Annotated in this window: 18 protein-coding genes; 7 read left to right on the top strand and 11 right to left on the bottom strand. The window is 65.0% G+C overall.

What is annotated here, in order from left to right:
• Positions 1–71: 71 nt before the first annotated feature.
• Genes ACVWY6_RS16875 through ACVWY6_RS16850 form a run of 6 tightly spaced genes read right to left on the bottom strand, consistent with a single transcriptional unit; the run spans position 72 to position 4564 of the window.
• The gene (locus ACVWY6_RS16875) at positions 72–683 is read right to left on the bottom strand and encodes a response regulator transcription factor (protein ID WP_030167265.1); all 612 of its coding nucleotides are present in this window, start codon (positions 681–683) and stop codon (positions 72–74) included.
• The gene (locus ACVWY6_RS16870; protein ID WP_030167263.1) at positions 680–1789 is read right to left on the bottom strand and encodes a sensor histidine kinase; all 1110 of its coding nucleotides are present in this window, start codon (positions 1787–1789) and stop codon (positions 680–682) included. Before ACVWY6_RS16870 ends, ACVWY6_RS16875 begins: the two co-directional genes overlap by 4 nt.
• Before the next feature lie 25 nt (positions 1790–1814).
• Entirely contained in the window at positions 1815–2447 is a 633-nt protein-coding gene (locus ACVWY6_RS16865; RefSeq protein ID WP_457539566.1) for a PaaI family thioesterase, read from the bottom strand.
• Between the two features lie 60 nt (positions 2448–2507).
• On the bottom strand, positions 2508–2804 hold the full coding sequence (locus ACVWY6_RS16860; RefSeq protein WP_457539564.1) for a putative quinol monooxygenase: 297 nt from the start codon (positions 2802–2804) through the stop codon (positions 2508–2510).
• 45 nt (positions 2805–2849) lie between these two features.
• Positions 2850–3641 (bottom strand): ABC transporter permease, encoded by a 792-nt coding sequence (locus tag ACVWY6_RS16855; RefSeq protein ID WP_457539562.1) that lies wholly within the window; start codon positions 3639–3641, stop codon positions 2850–2852.
• Positions 3638–4564 (bottom strand): ABC transporter ATP-binding protein, encoded by a 927-nt coding sequence (locus ACVWY6_RS16850; protein WP_457539561.1) that lies wholly within the window; start codon positions 4562–4564, stop codon positions 3638–3640. The genes ACVWY6_RS16855 and ACVWY6_RS16850 overlap by 4 nt, the downstream gene beginning before the upstream one ends.
• A 94-nt stretch (positions 4565–4658) precedes the next feature.
• On the opposite strand from ACVWY6_RS16850, the gene ACVWY6_RS16845 reads away from it, so the two are divergent.
• Both ACVWY6_RS16845 and ACVWY6_RS16840 read left to right on the top strand, forming a co-directional pair.
• Positions 4659–5435, top strand: a complete 777-nt coding sequence (locus ACVWY6_RS16845) for an ABC transporter permease (RefSeq protein ID WP_457539559.1) — start codon at positions 4659–4661, stop codon at positions 5433–5435.
• A gap of 41 nt (positions 5436–5476) precedes the next feature.
• On the top strand, positions 5477–5884 hold the full coding sequence (locus ACVWY6_RS16840) for a hypothetical protein (RefSeq protein WP_457539558.1): 408 nt from the start codon (positions 5477–5479) through the stop codon (positions 5882–5884).
• Positions 5885–5890: 6 nt separating this feature from the next.
• Here ACVWY6_RS16840 and ACVWY6_RS16835 read toward each other — a convergent pair whose 3' ends face one another.
• Both ACVWY6_RS16835 and ACVWY6_RS16830 read right to left on the bottom strand, forming a co-directional pair.
• The gene (locus ACVWY6_RS16835; RefSeq protein WP_400722607.1) at positions 5891–6088 is read right to left on the bottom strand and encodes a hypothetical protein; all 198 of its coding nucleotides are present in this window, start codon (positions 6086–6088) and stop codon (positions 5891–5893) included.
• Positions 6089–6175: 87 nt separating this feature from the next.
• Positions 6176–7057: a LysR family transcriptional regulator gene (locus ACVWY6_RS16830; RefSeq protein ID WP_457539555.1), complete on the bottom strand. Its 882-nt coding sequence runs from the start codon at positions 7055–7057 to the stop codon at positions 6176–6178.
• A 76-nt stretch (positions 7058–7133) separates the two neighbouring features.
• Between ACVWY6_RS16830 and ACVWY6_RS16825 the strand changes: the two genes are divergently transcribed.
• The 5 genes from ACVWY6_RS16825 to ACVWY6_RS16805 all read left to right on the top strand — a co-directional run bounded on the left by ACVWY6_RS16825 (position 7134) and on the right by ACVWY6_RS16805 (position 13246).
• Entirely contained in the window at positions 7134–8393 is a 1260-nt protein-coding gene (locus tag ACVWY6_RS16825; protein WP_457540188.1) for an MFS transporter, read from the top strand.
• Positions 8394–8461: 68 nt separating this feature from the next.
• Positions 8462–9853 (top strand): glucose-6-phosphate dehydrogenase, encoded by a 1392-nt coding sequence (locus tag ACVWY6_RS16820; protein WP_457539553.1) that lies wholly within the window; start codon positions 8462–8464, stop codon positions 9851–9853.
• Between the two features lie 134 nt (positions 9854–9987).
• On the top strand, positions 9988–11793 hold the full coding sequence (locus ACVWY6_RS16815) for an N-acyl-D-amino-acid deacylase family protein (RefSeq protein WP_457539551.1): 1806 nt from the start codon (positions 9988–9990) through the stop codon (positions 11791–11793).
• Positions 11794–12243 carry a nuclear transport factor 2 family protein gene (locus tag ACVWY6_RS16810; RefSeq protein WP_023955186.1) on the top strand — a complete coding sequence of 150 codons (450 nt, stop codon included), beginning with the start codon at positions 11794–11796 and terminating at the stop codon, positions 12241–12243.
• A 211-nt stretch (positions 12244–12454) separates the two neighbouring features.
• Positions 12455–13246 (top strand): YsnF/AvaK domain-containing protein, encoded by a 792-nt coding sequence (locus ACVWY6_RS16805; protein WP_457539549.1) that lies wholly within the window; start codon positions 12455–12457, stop codon positions 13244–13246.
• 51 nt (positions 13247–13297) lie between these two features.
• On the opposite strand, the gene ACVWY6_RS16800 is transcribed toward ACVWY6_RS16805, so the two are convergent.
• The 3 genes from ACVWY6_RS16800 to exaC form a co-directional block, all read right to left on the bottom strand.
• Positions 13298–13867 (bottom strand): YdeI/OmpD-associated family protein, encoded by a 570-nt coding sequence (locus ACVWY6_RS16800; protein ID WP_457539548.1) that lies wholly within the window; start codon positions 13865–13867, stop codon positions 13298–13300.
• Positions 13868–13988: 121 nt separating this feature from the next.
• On the bottom strand, positions 13989–14399 hold the full coding sequence (locus ACVWY6_RS16795; RefSeq protein WP_023955191.1) for a DUF779 domain-containing protein: 411 nt from the start codon (positions 14397–14399) through the stop codon (positions 13989–13991).
• Positions 14400–14452: 53 nt separating this feature from the next.
• Complete coding sequence (gene exaC / locus ACVWY6_RS16790) at positions 14453–15976, bottom strand: acetaldehyde dehydrogenase ExaC (protein ID WP_023955193.1); 1524 nt, start codon at positions 15974–15976, stop codon at positions 14453–14455.
• Between the last annotated feature and the right edge of the window lie 148 nt (positions 15977–16124).

Below are 16124 nucleotides of genomic sequence, written 5' to 3'. Positions count from 1 at the left end.
ACCCGCGCCGTATTGAAATCGCGAGTGTGCCACGTCTTCGAGATGACCGTCAAACCCTCTCTGAACAGGCGTTACAACCATCCGTGTCGCTGGGCAATCTGAGCGGCTTCGGCCCGGGTACCCGCTCCTGTCTTGCCGATCGCACTCGACAGGTAGTTGCGGACCGTGCCCGGGGACAGATGTACCTGGGAGGCGATGACCGCGACGGTCGCTCCGCCGAGTGCACTGCGTAGGACGTCCTGCTCACGCTCGGTGAGCGGATTCTGTCCGGTGGTGAGGCTCTCGGTGGCCAGGGTGGGGTCGATCACGCGGAGGCCAGCGTGAACCCTCCTCACCGCATCGGCGAGTTCGGCCGCCGGTGTGTCCTTCACGACAAACCCCGAAGCTCCCGCCTCGATCGCTCGGCGCAGATATCCGGGTCGGCCGAACGTGGTGACGATCAGACTGCGCACGTGCGGGAGTTCACGGCGCAGCGCTTCGGCCGCCTCGATGCCGTCGGCCCCCGGCATCTCGATGTCGAGCAGGCAGACATCGACCTCGGCGTCGCGTGCATGTTCCACGACCTCGTCTCCGCGCCCCACCTGAGCGACCACCCGCAGGTCGGATTCGAGGTCGAGCAGGGCCGCCAGGGCACCCCTCACGAGCGCCTGATCGTCCGCGAGCAGCAGCCGGATCTCGGTCATGGGACCAACACTCGCAGTTCGGTGCCGTGGTCGCCGCGGAGGGTCAGTGTTCCGCCCGCGGCCTGGACCCGTTCACGAAGGCCGCGGAGCCCGTTGCCCGACACCGAGCCGTCGAGCCCGACGCCGTCGTCGACGATGTCGATCGCGTTGGGCTGCAGGCGCACCCGGCAGGTCGTCGCTCCGGAATGACGTACGACGTTGGTGATCGCCTCACGCAGTACCCATGCGAACAACACCCGGTTCTCCGGTGCGGCGACGGTGGCGTCAGCAGGTAGATCGGCAGCGATCCGAGTGGCGGTGAGGGCCGTGTCGGCGGCCAGCAGTTCAGTCGCCAGATCCGGCGATCGCAGACCCCCCACGGTGGTGCGGACCTCGGCGAGGGCTTCGCGCGAAATGCGGTGCAGGTCGGCGAGTTCGGCTCTCGCCGCCGTCGGATCGACGTCCATCAACCGCCCCGCGAGCTCGGACTTGACCGTCATCACCGTCAGCGAATGCCCGAGGATGTCGTGGACGTCTCGGGCGACGCGCTCTCGCTCGGCGACGATGGCCAATTGCTCGTCGAGGCTGCGTTTCGCCGCTTCGGACTCCTCACGCAACTCTTCGCGGGCGCGCAAGATCCTCACCGCGAGCACGGTCGGACCGACGACCAACAGCATCACCACGACGCCCGTGTCGAGCTCCCAGCCGTCGACGATCTCCGGCATCACCACCGCGGAACCGGTGAGGAGCACAAAGATGGCCACCGATACCGGTATTGCGAATGACAGTGCGGCGACGGCCATCAGGTAGGGGGCCAGCGCGAACACCTCTTGGTCGAGCGTGACCGTTGTCGCCGCGGCCACCACGGCGAGCGCGACGAACGCCACCGGCGCTGCCCGTCTCCGGTCCGAATGCCTGGACGCCCCGAACAGCACGTAGACGCATGTCAGGAGATACCCGACTGCGAACCCGCCGAGCAGGACCAGGGTGTAGACCCGCTCCGCCGTGCTCATGGTGTCCGACTTGCTCACGGTCAGAACGGGATAGGCGAGGAAGAGCAACCACACAGCGGCGAAGGCCCAGCGCAGATCACGCCATGCGGTGAGCCGGCTGGAGATGGCGGACAACGCGCTCCCGTTCTACTCGATACGTCTACTCACCGGGTTCGCGAGCCCACTTGGGGACGATGAACACCCCACGTGCCTCGGCGGTGACACCGTCCTGGTCGGACAGCGTGCCCACGACGTAGGTCTTGATTCCCTCGATCCGATCGATCCAGGCGTCGGCACGGACCGGACCCAGCGGGGTTGCCCGCAGGTATTTCACCTCGATGGTGCCCGTGAACTTCGTCCGCTTGCCGTGGCTCGAGGTCTCTCCCAGTATGTGGTCGAGAACCAAGGCGCACACGCCACCATGCACCATTCCCGGCGGACCCTCATATGCGGCGCCGAGGTGGAACTCAGACCAGGCCTCGCCCTCCCGGTCGTGGTGGATCTTCAGGGGCGGCGCCAGGGCATTGCGGACTCCGACGACGGCGTTCCCCCACGGCATCGACAATCCCGAGGGCGTTATTCGGACACCGTAGGAACCGCCGATCTGCTGGGTCCTCAGCTGGGCGGTCGCCTGCTCGATTTGCGACTGAACGGTGCGTACGGTCTCCTCGTCGACCGTTGTACGGATCGTCGCGTCCACGAGGTCTCGTACCGCCACCGCGAGCGGCTCGAAGACCCCGCGCAACCGCGCGATCTCGTCGTCGCTCAGATCTTCCTGCAGAAATTGCACCATCGGAGAACTAGAACACGTTTCCGTTTTCGATGTCCACCATCGATCGGCGCCGCCTGCGGCCTACACGCTGGTGTCGGTCTCGTACTTTGTCAGGCCGGGAGCGCCGGCAAGCAGCGGGCCGAGCTCGGTGATGGCACCCGGTCCGGCACGGAACTCCCGGTACGCCGCATCGTGCTTCTCCGTTTCCCAACGTTCGAGGATCATCCAGTGATTCGGATCAGCGCTGTCGACCAGCACCTCGACGCCCTCGCACCCGTCGAAGGCACGTGTCTCGGTGAGAACCTTTGCCATGAGCTCCTTGGCGTCCGACAACGCTTCGGCCTTGAATGTCACTTCGAGCAGGGCGGTCAAAGACATGTTCTCTCCGGTTTCTGTGCACAGACGATGTCCTCATCAAACTACTCACTGGCGGACCGTGCTCCGGCGGTAACAGTGAACAGCAGCGAAGCCGAAGACGACGGCCCACACCGCGACGTTGAGCACGCAAACCCACAGTGCAATGTGTTCGCCGTAGGCGGTCTCGCCGTGGGTCATCGGATAACCGGCCAGCGTGCTGACCCCGAACATGGGGGTGAACATCGAGAACGTCAGCATCGCACCTTTGAGCGGGACGAAGAGATTGCCCGCGAACGCCAGCAACGTCAGCATGCCACCGAGCACCTGGGTCGCCGCGTCCGATCGAAGCGCGCTGCCGACTGCCAGGCCGAATGCCGCGAACACCCCGGAGCCCAGCCACCCCAGCACCACACACAACACCCACTGGCCTGCCGGTGCGCTGGCTCCGGTGGCCAGGCCGACCGCAGAGAGCAAGACCAAGGGCATCGCCGCGACCGCAAGGGCCACCGTCACCTTCGACATCACATATCCCAGCGGTGTCAGCGGCGTCATACGCAGCGTCCTCGTCCACCCGGCTTGCTGCTCGGAGGCCACCGAGGCCGCGGTGGTGGTTGTCGCGAGGATCGCGCCATAGATTCCCATGTGCACCATGACGTAGGCCGCGGTGTCGGCACTGCCGATCCGGCCGCTGCCGTAGTCGGTGGTGGCCCCGAAGATCACGTACATCAGCGTCGGGATGGCCAGGGTGAAGATCAGTGCCCGCCGGTTGCGCAGGACCCGCCGCAGGTCGAGGCGTATGTACGTGGTCGTAAAGCCCCGGAGGGGCGACGCGGTGTGAGTGTCGGTCAGGGTGGTCACAGGGTGATCCTTTCGAGGGTTCGGTCGTGGTCCGAGGTGAGTGCGACAAATGCGTCTTCGAGGTTCCGCGAGCCGATTTCGACCTCGCGCGCACCTGTCTGCGTGAGAAGGAAGCGCGCCAGGTCATCTGACTCGTCAGTGCGAAGAATGGTCCGTCCGCTCCGCTCGCCGACCTCGGCGAGATCTCCGAACGCGGCCTGCGTCCGGGCGACATCGCTCGGCGACATCAACGCCGAGACGCTGCGTCCACTGGCCTGTGCGCGAATACTCGCAACCGAACCGTCCGCGACTATGCGCCCGTTGGCCATCATCACGATGCGGTCGGCGAAAGCATCCGCTTCCTCGAGGTAATGCGTGGCGAACACCACGGTGCGGCCCCGGCGGGCATCAGCACGCATCGTCGCCCAGAAGGATCGTCGAGACTCCACGTCCATGCCTGCCGTCGGTTCGTCCAGCACGATGAGGTCCGGGTCGGGCAACAGGGCCAGCGCGAACTTGAGTCGTTGCTGTTCGCCGCCAGAACATTTCGAGACCTTGCGGTCCGCGATCCCGGTCAGCTGTGCACGCTCGATGAGGTCCGCGGCTGCAGCAGCGTCGCCGAACGTTCCTGCCACGATGCGGACGGTCTCGGCGACGGTGAAGTCGGGAAGCAACCCGCCTGTCTGCAGCACCGCAGCAATCCGTCCGTCGCCGGCGGCCGTCACCGGGTTCTGGCCGAAGACGCTGACCGTTCCCGAGTCGGGTGTCGAGAGTCCCAGCATCATGTCGATTGTTGTGGTCTTGCCTGCGCCATTGGGCCCCAGAAACGCGACCATCTCGCCCGCCGCGATACGGAGATCGATGCCGTCCACGGCGCGCACAGGCCCGCCCGCCGAGTCGAATGTCTTTGTCAATCCGCTCAGTTCGAGCGCCGTTGTGTTCATGGTTTACAGCCTGCGGGCCACCGCGGTCCGCCACCCACGGCTAATGTCACGAGATCGGCATGACAGATGTCATCTGGGCAGGAGGTCGATCCCGTTGTCCGACACGGTCGTCCGAATCGGGCCGGCGCTGGCCGTCGCTGTGGTGCTGCTGGCCGTCGTGGCGGTCGCGGTCACTTATCTGGGCCGCACCGGGCACGAACGCGCCGTGGCCTGGTCGTCGGTGCGTGCGGCCGTTCAGCTCGGCCTGCTGGCGGTGGTGCTGGGACTGCTTGTCCGCCACATCTGGTTGTCCGCCGGATTCGTGGTGCTGATGGCTCTGGTGGCCGCCTGGACGGCGGCGGGCCGGGTGACCGGCCGTCGTCCGACGGTGTCCGAGACCGCCCGATTACTGCTGCCGGTCGCCGCACCGTCAGTTGTGGTGGTGAGCGCATTGACTGTCGTGGGCGTGCTACCCGCAACCGGTCTCGCGCTGATACCGAACGCCGGCATCATGATCGGCGGCGCGATGAACACCACCTCGTTGACTGGTCGCCGCGCCCTCGACGAACTGACGTCGCGACGCGGTGAGGTGGAGGCCGCGATGTCGCTCGGGCTGTCGAATCACCAGGCGCGGATGGAGATCTGTCGCACCGCTGCGTCCACGGCCCTGATCCCCGCCCTCGACCAGACCCGGACGGTCGGGTTGGTCACCATTCCCGGCGCGTTCGTGGGAATGGTGCTGGGTGGTGCGTCCACCACCGATGCCGCTGTGATGCAACTCTTCGTGCTCATCTCCATTCTCGCCGTGAGTTCCTGCGCAATGGTGGTGACGACCGAATTGGTTGCGAGAGGGCTGCTCATCGCCCGCACGACCTCAGCGCCCACCGGATAGCCGATCTGTCACGTTCGGGTCGCTTCGACGGTCTCCCCTGCATGACCGTTCTCATCCGTCTGTGCCTGCTGATCCTTTTCCTCGTCGAGTTCACCGTCGGCCTGTGGAATCAGCTGTTCCCAGCATCCTTTTACCGCGACTTCCCCACCGTCGACCTCACGCCGCCGTTCAGCGAGCACTACGCGAGGGATTTCGGTGGTGCCACACTGGGCATCGCTCTGCTGCTGGGCCTTGCCCTCATCCGGCCCAGGGCGGTGTTCGTGATCCCCGCCGCTGCGGCTTACACGGTGTTCTCGTTGCCGCACCTGATCTTTCATCTGACCCACACCCACGGCGCGACCACATCTGAAGTGATCGCGCTCGGCGTAGTCAACTCGTCAGTTGCCGCACTCGGCGTGGCCGCGATCGGACTGACGGTTGCACGAGACCGTCGCCCGCAGCCTGGGTGAGGGCCTTCAGTCCTCGCGGTACTCGTCTTCCAGCGGCGCGGTCACCACTTGCTCCTGTTCCTGGACGTCGGCCGGGTCCGCGTCGAGCGGCCCACTGCCGCCGGCGTCTTCGGCAACGTCGGCCTGCTCCGGGTCCACGTCTTGCTGCTGTTCGAGCACGTCTTCGACTGGCTGGACATCGCTTGGTTCTCCGATCTCGGTCATGGAATTCCCCTACCCCGTCGACGGTGCGAAAAAACCCTTGGCCGGAAATTTCTTGAACTGCTCAGGGCGCACGGATGAAACGACCAATCACCGGCGCTCGGCCGCCCATTCGGTCACGTAGTCGCGGAATCGTCTGGTAACCGGCGTCATCGCCCGGTCGCGATGCCAGATCAGCCCGACATCACGCGAACTGCGGTCACCGGTCAGTGGGAGCAGGGTGAGGCCCGCGGGCAGCTGCGGGTTGTCCTCCACTGGTATCACCGCAACCCCGAGGCCCGCGGCGACAAAGCCTGCGACCGTCCCCAGCTCGGTGGCTTCGAAGGTGATCTGCGGCCGGAAGTCCGCCTCAGCGCACAGCTCCTCCAGGATCCGTCGCATGCCGAACGTCGGCCCCATCGCGACAAACGACTCGTGGCGCGCCTCGGTCATGGCGATCTCGTCGCGGACCGCAAACGGATGGTCGGCGGGTACCGCGAGGGCCAGGCGCTGACTCATGATCGGCGCCCACCCCACATCGTTGCTCCCTGGTCGCGGCGACACGATGGCGAGGTCGGCCGGCCCCGCGACCACCCGGTCGAGGATGGACTCAGCTGCACCCTGAGTGAGGGTGTAGGCGACCCGCGACGACATCTGGCGCCGGAACTCCCCAATCAGGGTCGGCACCAGCCAGACCCCGAAGGAGTGCAGGAAGCCCAGGTCGATGGACCCTTCGACCGGGCCGGCGCGGTCGGCGATCTCGTGGCGGGCGGCGTCCATCTCGGCGACGGCCCGACGCAGATGCCCTAGGTAGATCTGCCCGTAGGCGTTGAGCCGGAGCCGCTTGGCGTGCCGGTCGAACAATTCCACCCCGAGCTCTCGTTCGAGCCTGCCGAGCATTCGCGACAACGTGGGTTGCGTCAGATGCAGCTTGCGAGCGGCCGCGGACGTGTTCTCGAGTTCCGCGAGGGTGATGAACCAGGCGTCGGCCATGGGAGCCTCCTTATGCGTCAGATGCATTAGAACGCACCAAATGATTCATTTCCACTCGTGGCCCACTAGTGGAACCCTGGGATCGGTGACCCGCTCGCCGATCAGCCCTCCTCGCCCGATCCCGCCCCGCGCCGGATATCGGACCGGCGAGCGCGGCTATCGCAGAACTGCGTTCGCGCTGTTCACCGCAGGGATGGCGACCTTCATGACGCTGTACTACGTGCAGGGTCTGCTGCCGATGTTCTCGGACCACTACGGGGTGTCGCCGGCCGTCTCGGCACTGGCCGTCTCCGTCACCACAGGTCTTCTCGCCGTGGCGATCGTGCCCGCCAGCGTGCTGTCGGAGCGGTTCGGCAGAGTACGGGTGATGACCGTGTCGGCGGTATCGGCCGCCGCGCTGGGCGTGGTGCTGCCGTGGAGCCCGACGTTCGAACTGTTGCTGGCGGGACGCGCAGTCCAGGGAATCCTCTGCGCAGGAGTTCCCGCAGTGGCCATGGCCTACCTCGCCGAGGAGATCGACGCCCGATCGCTGGGCACGGCGATGGGGATCTACGTCTCCGGCACCACGATCGGAGGCCTGACCGGGCGCCTGATCCCCACCCTCGTGGTCGACTTCACGGCATGGCAGTGGGCGCTGGAGGTTGTCTCCGCCGTTGCGCTTGTGTTCGCAGCGATGTTCTCGCGCCTGGTGCCGCCGTCCAAACAATTTCGGCCACAACCGATCTCGCCGAGGCGGACACTGCAGAACCTCGCCATTCACCTGCGCGACGTCCCGCTCCTGTGTTTGTTCGGGCTCGCGTTTGTGCTGATGGGCGGGTTCGTCACGGTGTACAACTTTCTCGGTTACCGCCTGCTCGCCGACCCGTTCGATCTGCCGGCAGTTCTGGCCGGACTGGTGTTCACGCTCTATCTCGCCGGAACCGCATCCTCAGCCGTGGCGGGCAGGTTGTCGGATTCCTGGGGACGGGAACGCGTGCTGGTGACCGCGATGTGCGTGATGGTGGCCGGGTTGGCGCTCAGCGTTCCCGATTGGCTGCCAACGGTTCTGGCAGGCATCTTCATCTTCACCGCCGGGTTCTTCGCGGCTCATTCGGTGGCCAGCGGGTGGGTCAGTGCCCGGGCCACCGATCACCGAGCCGAGGCCTCCTCGCTCTATCTACTCGGTTACTACCTCGGGAGCTCGATCGTCGGGGCCTGTGGTGGCGTCGCGTTCGCGATGGGAGGCTGGATCGGCCTGGCCGGATACGTGGCAGCGTTTCTGATCGCCGGGGCCGTCCTCACCGCCGTCCTGCTGCGGTCGATCACCATGCCTGCGGTCATCGGCGAAATCGCCTGAGCCCATCGAGAGCTGACCTAGACTCGGGGAAGCCATCGGAAAGTCGTCGCCCTAGGAGCTCACCCAACATGCCCGACGAGAGCAGCGCGGTTGTATTCGTTCTATTCGGTGCCACAGGCGATCTCGCCAAACGAATGGTGTTGCCGTCCTTCTACGAGTTGGCCCGCGAAGGGTTGCTCCCCGAGACGTGGGCGCTGATCGGAAACGGGCGCGGCCATCGCTCCGACGACGAGTTCCGCGACCACGTGCGGCAGTCGGTCACGGCGTTCGATGCTGCACCCGACGAGACCCAGTGGGCCGATTTCGCGAAGAACGTCCGATTCGCCGGAGGTGGTTTCTCCGTGGACGACCCGGGCGATCTGCCAAGCGTCATCGACGACCTCCGCGGACAACTCGGCGGCGAAGTCCAATTGGTCCACTACATCGCGCTGCCGCCCACGACCTTCTCCGACTACACAGCCGCCCTCGGGGCACACAGTCTCGCCGACGGTGCCCGCGTGGTGTACGAAAAGCCCTTCGGCACTTCACCGGACGACTTCCGGAAGCTCGATGTGGCCGTGCACGACGTGTTCGACGAGAAGCAGGTCTACCGGATCGACCACTTCCTGGGTAAGGAGAGCACCCAGAATCTGCATGTACTCCGGTTCGCCAACGGCATGGTGTCCGGCGTGTGGAATCGGGAGCACGTCGAGCAGGTCCAGATCGACATTCCCGAGACGTTGGACATCGACGATCGGGCGGTCTTCTACGACGCCACCGGGGCGTTCCTCGACATGGTGGTGACACACCTGTTCCAGGTCGCCGCGGAGGTGGCGATGGAGCCGCCGCTGAGCCTGGACGCCGACGATCTGCAGGGCGCCCGCGAGTCGGTGATCGCCGCCTTCCGCCCGCTTGATCCGGCCGAGGTGGTCTACGGCCAATACGAAGGTTTCCGGGACACCGAAGGCATTGCCGACGACTCGCAGACAGAGACATTTGTGGCGGCCCGCATGTGGGTCGACACCGACCGCTGGCGTGGAGTGCCATTCGTGATGCGCACGGGCAAGATGCTCAACCGCAGTGCCCAGCGGGTGAGCCTCGTGTTCCGTCGCCCTGACGGGCCGATCAAACATCTCCCACCGGAGGGCACCGTGCTCACCTTCGACCTCAAGGGGGACGGGTCGATCGACATGGCGATGACCGTGAAAGAACCGGGCTCGGGCACTTCCCTGTCCGTCGGACACATGTCGCTCCCCCTCGACAGCGTCGCCGACGGCCTCGCCCCGTACTCACGGCTGATCCTCGACGTCTTACGCGGTGACCGCTCCCTGTTCACCAGGCCGGACGGTCTGGCACACGTCTGGGAGGTCGCAGCCCCTGTTCTCGACAATCCTCCTGTGCCACAGCCTTATTCCCCTGGATCGGCAGGTCCGGGTGCTGCTGACCGACTCGTCGGACCCTGCGGGTGGATCTTCGACTGACGCGTGATGCTCCCACCACTTCACGGTGCGACCGGGCACTTGGTTCCGTAGGCGGCATTTGCACTATGCCAACGGAATTCGGCGGTAGAGGGCCCACTGTTGACGCGCCTTGATCAGTGGGGTTACATCCGACTATGACCTACGACACACTGATCCGCCGGGGTCGGTGGTTCGATGGCACCGGCGCCCCTTCTTCCATCGCCGATATCGGCATCCGTGAGGGTCGAATTGTCGCGGTCAGCGCGCAGCCGCTGGATCCGGCCGGCTGCCGCACCGTGATCGACGCGACCGGCCGATGGGTGCTGCCCGGCATGGTCGACATCCACACCCACTACGACGTCGAGGTTCTCGGCGGGCCGGCGTTGAGCGAGTCGCTGCGGCACGGCGTGACCACCGTTCTGCTGGGTTCGTGTTCACTGTCCACGATCCACATCGGAGCCGAGGTGGCCGGCGATCTCTTCGGCCGCGTCGAGGCGATCCCGCGGAGACATGTGATCGCCAACGTCGACAGCCGCAAGAACTGGCGCAGTGCCGCCGAGTACGTCGACGCGCTCGAATCGCTTCCGCTGGGGCCCAACCTCGCCGCGTTCATCGGACACTCGGACATGCGGGCGGCAACGATGGGCCTCGACCGGGCGACACGCAAAGAGGTGGCCCCCGAACCCGAAGAGCTTCTTCGCATGGAGAAGATGCTCAACGAGGCGCTGGACGCCGGCTTTGTCGGAATGTCCTCGCAGCAGCTGCTTTTCGACAAACTCGACGGAGAGGTGTGCCGTTCTCGCACGCTTCCTTCCACCTACGCCAAGGCGCCAGAACTCCGTCGGCTGGGTGCCATACTGCGCACCCGCAATCGGGTTCTGCAGACCGGACCCGACATCTCGCGGCCATGGAACGTGCTCTCCCAAGCGTTCGGTTCCCTGGGCCTGGGTCGACGTCGTCAACTCAAGACCAGCCTGCTCTCGGCGGCAGACATCAAGGCTCGCCCCGAGGTCATCCACGCGATGGGTCCGATCGCGCGGTTCATCAACAAGCTCGGCGGGAACTTCCGCTGGCAACACCTCCCGGTTCCCTTCGAGGTCTATGCGGACGGAATCGACCTGGCGGTGTTCGAGGAGTTCGGCTCGGGCGCGGCAGCTCTGCATCTGCAGACCGAGGTCGACCGCAACGAGCTCATGCAAGACGAGGACTACCGGCGCGCGTTCCGCAAGGACTACGGACGCAAGTACGGCCCCCGGGTGTGGCATCGCGACTTCTTCGACGCCGAGATCGTCGAATGCCCCGACACCTCGGTGGTCGGCAAGTCGTTCGGCCAGGTCGGTGTCGACCGCGGTGGACTGCACCCCGTCGACGCGTTCCTCGATCTCGTCGTCGAGCACGGCAACCACCTCCGTTGGCGCACAACCATCTCGAACCACCGTCCCGAACTCCTCAAGAAGCTCGCAGTGGAACCGGGTGTTCAGCTGGGCTTCTCCGATGCCGGCGCCCATCTGCGCAACATGGCGTTCTACAACTTCGGACTCCGGCTGTTGCGCCATGTTCATTCGGCGGCAGAGGCCGGTACGCCGTTCATGACGGTCGAACACGCGGTGCACCGGCTCACCGGTGAGCTCGCCGACTGGTACGACATCGATGCCGGGCACCTTCGCATCGGCGACCGGGCAGACCTCCTCGTTCTCGACCCCGACCACCTCGACGAGCAACTCGATGCCTACAGCGAATCAAGGCTCGAGCAGTTCGGCGGCCTGTCACGAATGGTGAACCGCAACGACGAAACCGTTTGCGCCGTGATGGTCAACGGCGAATTGGTGTTCGAGAGTGGTTCACCCACAGCAGTTCTCGGTAAACGACGGGTCGGGCGCTTTCTACGCACCCGAACCGGTGGTAGCCCGGCCCCGTCGCCGCACGATCGATCCGCACATCCAACACCTCAAGGGGTATGAGTGACGAGCACCAACGAATCCGTAGTCCTCGGCCTGTGGGCCGCCCTGAGCCGACGCGACTGGGAGGCCATCAAGGGCTTTGTGTCCGACGACTGCATATACGTCGACATGCCGGTGGGTCCTGCCGCTGCCGCCCGAGGGCCCGAGGACATCGTGAAGCGCCTGAAGATCGGCCTGGAGAGCCTCGCCGACTACGTCAACCATGACGGCTTACTGGTGGAGAACGGTCAGGACGTGATGTACGAACACACCGAGACCTGGACCTGGCCCACCGGCGAAACCGCGACCCTCGCTTTTGTGACCGTGCACAAGGTTGTCGATGGGCGCATCACCCTGTGGAAGGACTACTGGGACTTCGGCGGCCTGGCCAATCACGCGCCGCCGAACTGGGTGGAGAACTTCAGTTCCGCCGACATGTCGTGGATGTACGACGCGACCGGCGTCATCTGAGTCGGCCCTGAGCGGCCGCAACCCAGCCTCGGCGTGACCGTGGCGCGCGGTGATGTGGGTCCACCGAAACGTGCCGGATAAATCGGACATATTGTCTAATTATCTTTAATTTCAGATGTTTTGGTGTTGATGATCACGGGCATACGTTCGGTAGAGCAGCATTTGCGACTGCAAATCGCCGTTCATTCCGAGCACTACTAGGAGAGACACCGTGACCATTTCCAGCAACCAAGTGAGCAAACTATCCAGCGGCGGCGGAAACGTCGTGTCCGCGAGCGGCGGCAAGATCGGCAGTATCGGCCAGATCTACCTCGACAACCAGACCGACGAGCCCACGTGGGTGACCGTCAAGACGGGCCTGTTCGGCACATCCGAGTCGTTCGCACCTCTCGCCGATGCCACCGTGCAGGGCAACGACATTGCCATCCACTACGACAAAGACAAGATCAAAGACGCGCCGCGGGTCGATCCTGACGGGAGTCTGTCGCCGGCCGAAGAGGACCGACTCTACGAGTACTACGGTCTCGCAGGAACCGGCGGCGGCGTTGATGCGGGCCACGTCGGCACCGCGGACAAGCCGAGCAATTCCGGCAAAGGAGTTGTCGGACATGATACTTCGGGTCCCACCACGGACGATGCGATGACCGTCTCCGAGGAGAAGGTTCGTGTCGGCACCACCCAGCAGGAGACCGGCCGTGCACGACTGCGCAAGTATGTCGTCACCGAGAACGTCACCAAGACGGTTCCGGTCAGCCATGAAGAGGTGCGTGTGGAGCGTGAGCCGATCACCGACGCCAATCGTGGCGCCGCGCACGACGGTCCCGCCATCAGCGAAGAGGAGCACGAGGTGGTCCTCCACAGCGAGGTGCCCGTCGTGGACAAGGACGTCGAAGCTGTCGAACGGGTTCGGCTCAACACCGAGACAGTGTCCGACGAGGCCACTGTCACCGACGAGGTGCGCAAGGAGCGCGTCGAGGTCGACGAAGACGGCAAGAAGCACTAACGATCCGGCTCACGCCGCCATTTCTGGAAAGGGAATGGCGGCGCAGCCCTGTCACGGCCGTTCGTTCCGGGCGGCCTTCTCGACGATGGCGGCGATGCGCTTGGACTTGGTCTCCGGGCGCTTGGCAAACGCGATCTGCGAGAGCCCGAACTTACGAGCACTGGGCGGGAACGCATCCCAGTTGCGGCGCGCGTCGGGATTGGTATCGAGAGCTGTTGCCAATTCGGCTGATTCGACCAACGCCTCGGCATCATCGAGCAGGTTCCACAGCCCGCGGGTTTTGGCGTCGTCGATGACCGCTTGCCCCGGAGGTCGCATCCGCCCCTGAGCGATCAAATCGGCAACCCGTGCCTTGTTCGACGCCGCCCACGCACTGTCGCGTCCCCTTCGCGTGAACCACATGCCGCGGCGGTGGTCGTCGATCGCCCGGGTGTGACCGTCGATCCATCCCCAGCAAAGCGCTTCGCGAACGGCTTCGTCGTAGTCGAGTGGTGGGTGACCGGATCCCTTGCGCCAGAACACGAGCCACACGCCCGACGACGTGGCGTGATTGTCTGCCAGCCACCTGCCCCATTCGGCAAGATCCGCCGGATGCAGCTGGGGCGCCTGGGTGTCAGCCATGTCGGTAGCGTAGCGCCGGCGCCATCTGCGGCCCGCCGAAATGCCGAACACCCGCCCCGGTCATCTCTTTCAGTGGCGGCCGTCAGAGATGTCCGGAGCGGGCGGGGTGACCCTGATCGGGTCAGCCGACCTCTGCGCCGCGCAGGGGTGGAGCGGCATCGAGATCGGAGTTCTCGTCAGCGGTGAATGCTCGTGAACGGGAGAGGAACCGGACACCCTCGGGCGCCTCGAGGCTGAACCCGGCACCACGCCCGGGGACGACGTCGAGGATCAACTGCGTGTGCTTCCACAGTTCGAACTGGTCGCCGTTTATCCATACCCGTACCGCGGGTAGGGGTTCGGGCAGGTCGAGCGTTCCGACCAGCACGTCACGACTCCCGACGCGGAACTCTCCGGCGGGGTAACACATCGGGGCCGATCCATCGCAGCATCCACCGGACTGGTGGATCATGAGGCCGCCGTGGAGCTCCGACAGCTTGGTCAGGAGCTCCACGGCGGAGTCGGTTGCGACGACCCGTTCCGGTGCAGTCATCACACACTCACTTCCTGATGAAATCTCTTGTCACGCTTGAGGAAAAGCTTCGATCAGAAGAAGCCCTTGGCCTGTTGAGCGTAACCCACCAGCAGGTTCTTGGTCTGCTGGTAGTGCTCGAGCATCATCAGGTGGTTCTCGCGGCCGATGCCGGACTGCTTGTAGCCGCCGAAGGCCGCGTGAGCCGGGTAGTCGTGGTACGTGTTGGTCCACACCCGACCGGCCTGAATCTCACGGCCTGCGCGGTAGGCGGTGGCACCGTCGCGGGTCCACACCCCGGCACCGAGTCCGTACAGGGTGTCGTTCGCGATCTGCATGGCGTCGGCGTAGTCGGAGAACTTGGTGACAGCCAGGACCGGGCCGAAGATCTCCTCCTGGAAGATGCGCATCCGGTTCGTGCCGGCGAAGATGGTGGGCTTGATGTAGTAGCCGCCGGCCAGATCGCCCTCCAATTCGAGGGGCTCGCCGCCGGTGAGAACCTTGGCCCCCTCTTCCTTACCGATCGACAGATACGAGGTGATCTTCTCGAACTGGTCGTTGGAAGCCTGGGCGCCCATCATGCTGTCGGTGTCGAGCGGGTTGCCCTGCTTGATCTTCTTCGTGCGCTCCACCGCGAGATCGATGAAGTCGTCGTAGATCGAGTCCTGGATCAGGGCACGGCTGGGGCACGTGCACACCTCGCCCTGGTTCAGGGCGAACATCGTGAAGCCTTCGAGCGCGCGGTCGCGGAAGCCGTCGTCCTGCGCCATGACGTCGGCGAAGAAGATGTTCGGGCTCTTGCCACCGAGTTCAAGGGTCACCGGGATGATGTTCTCCGACGCGTACTGCATGATCAGCCGGCCCGTGGTGGTCTCGCCGGTGAACGCGATCTTGCGGATCCGGTTGCTCGATGCCAGCGGCTTGCCCGCTTCGACACCGAATCCGTTGACGATGTTCAGCACGCCGGCCGGGAGCAGGTCAGCGATGAGGCTCATCAAGTAGAGGATCGAAGCCGGTGTCTGCTCGGCGGGTTTGAGCACCACCGCATTTCCCGCGGCCAGCGCGGGAGCGAGCTTCCAGACGGCCATCAGGATCGGGAAGTTCCACGGGATGATCTGGCCGACAACGCCGAGGGGCTCGTGGAAGTGGTAGGCCACCGTGTCTTCGTCTATCTCGGAGATCGATCCCTGCTGGGCGCGAAGTGCTCCGGCGAAGTAGCGGATGTGGTCGATCGCCAGCGGGATGTCAGCGGCCAGGGTCTCGCGAACGGCCTTGCCGTTGTCCCACGACTCGGCGACCGCCAGCTTCTCGAGGTTCTCCTCCATACGGTCTGCGATCCGCAGCAGCGTCAGTGACCGCTCGGCGACCGAGGTACGACCCCACATCGGGGCGGCCTTGTGGGCTGCGTCGAGGGCCAGATCGATGTCCTCGGACGTGGACCGGGCGACCTCACAGAACGTCTTGCCGTTGACGGGCGACGGGTTCTCGAAGTACTGACCCTTGACCGGTGCTGTCCATTGGCCACCGATCCAGTTCTCGTAGCGCGATTCAAAACTCATCACTGCGTCGGATGTTCCGGGATTGGCGTAAACGGTCATGATGCTCCTCTGTTACCTGTGGGGGCCCTCGTGACCCGCCCCCGCGGGGCGGCCACGTGTGACGTAAGGCACACAGTACGAGTCGCCGCGTTGCATCAGGGTTGCAACTGTCCATGGACCGTCTGAGCTCCCGTGAGCGTCGCTCAAC

The organism is Williamsia sp. R60 (assembly GCF_054063855.1).
This window is presented reverse-complemented; position numbering and strand designations above follow the sequence as displayed.